Consider the following 1,777-nt stretch of genomic DNA (forward strand, 5'->3'; position numbering starts at 1 on the left):
CGACAGGCCGGGCGCGCGCAGCCGCCGGAGGCTATGTGCAGATGCACCGCTTAGCGCATTCGGAGCATCCGCACCTTGGCCGCGACGAACGCATTTACGAGCTGTTGGGCGAAAATCACGCTCTGTCGCGGCGATCGTCGCACGGTGCAAGGCACGCATCAGCCGGTTGGCCGCACGCGGCGCGGCTCCAGCCAGTTCAACCTTGCTGGCTTCGGTCGTCCATTGCTGCCGTACGATCACCTCGCCGGTGTCTATTCCGGCCCTCAACTGGATCCCGCCCTGGGAAAGCTCCTCCACCGCCAGCTTGGCCGCAAGCGCGGCGCGGCATGCAAGATAAGCGTGATCCTCGGTGGCGCGAGCTAGGCCGAATGCTGCGGTGATTGTCCCGTCAGCAGCCGACGTGACGACGCCGCCGTGGCTCTCCACGACCTGTATCACCCGATCCTCGACGGGCTGGAATTCGCGGATCGCCTCTTCCGGATCTTCCGTTTCGAGGAGATGCAGGGGACTGACCACTTCCGCGGCGAGTACGGTGATGTACTGCCGAGAGCGGTTGATTCCCAAGGACGCCGGAGGGCCGGCCAATTGCTGCGTCTGTTCAGGGTCGGCAAGGAAACGACGCGTTTCGTCCACGAAGGTCGCAAATGCCGGTTCATGGCCAAGCAGCACATGGTTGACGCTGTCGAGCGCGACGAAACGTGCGCCGGGGATTTTGCCAGCCATCGCCTGGCCATGATCGAACGGAATGACTGCGTCCCCCGTGGCATGCATCACCAGAGTCGGAACGCGGACCCGCGGTAACAGCTCGTCCACGTCGATGACGGCGCCTTCCTCGAAGATGCGATGGGCAATCTCGGGCGAGACGGTATTGCGTTGCAGCTCGTTATACCAATTCCTCTGTTCCGGCGTTGCTTGCGGAATGAAGAGGGAAGTGAACATCTGCCGGAACACCGGGTCGTCTTGGCCCCAGCCTTCCTGTATCAGCGCTCCCATCGCTTCGCGGCGCGCTATTTCGCGCTCATTGCCCCGTTTGCGCCAGCCTTTGGTAAATCCGCCATACAGCACCATCCCGGCCACGCGCTCGGGATGCCGGACGGCATAGGCTATCGAAACGGCGCATCCCTGGGAAATGCCAAGCAGGGAGACGCGGCGCAGACCGGCCGCATCGATGATGCTCTCCAGGTCGGCGACCATGGCTTCGAAGGATAGGTCGGCGGGATATCGGTCCGACAAACCGTTGCCGCGCTGGTCGTAGCGTATCAGCTGGTAGTGCGCCGAGAGGCCCTCAATCCAATGCTTCCACACCGGACTGTCCCATTCGAGCTCGAGATGGGACATCCAGTGCGCGGCCCTGACCAAAGGGGGACCTTGACCACTCAAGGAATAGGCCAGGCGCGCGCCATCTGGCGTCGTGCACCGGCGGATCTCCTGCGCAAGGACCCGCTCCGGCGCGGGGCGGAGCTGTATCTCCGCCGCCGGCCAAACCTGCGGAGTGACGGTCTCGCCGGTGGGAGCGGCCTCGGGGTCGGTTGTCGAAGCCCGGCTCTGGACCATGGCGGATTGCCGTGCTGCCTCGCTCAGCCGACGGATGTCGGCTCGAAGAGCCTCGTCTCTGGGCTCCAACCCGTGCAGGACATGGGCGAACGGAAGCGCCCGCGCCGGCTCATCCGCTAAACGGTCGACGAGTACCCGAAGGATGCGCAGATGCGTCACGTGCAGTTCGTCGGCGGTCGCAATGCGCCAGGCTTCGAATTCCGGACAGCGCGGCAGTGAGACG

General features: G+C 64.3%; 1 protein-coding gene. It reads right to left on the reverse strand.

Annotation, left to right across the window (positions count from 1 at the left end):
• On the reverse strand, nucleotides 1–1,777 hold a 1,777-nt coding region (locus tag E5W70_RS32220; RefSeq protein ID WP_292665378.1), incomplete at both ends, for an alpha/beta fold hydrolase.

The organism is Mesorhizobium sp. (genome assembly GCF_005063415.1).
Taxonomy (GTDB): Bacteria; Pseudomonadota; Alphaproteobacteria; order Rhizobiales; family Rhizobiaceae; genus Mesorhizobium.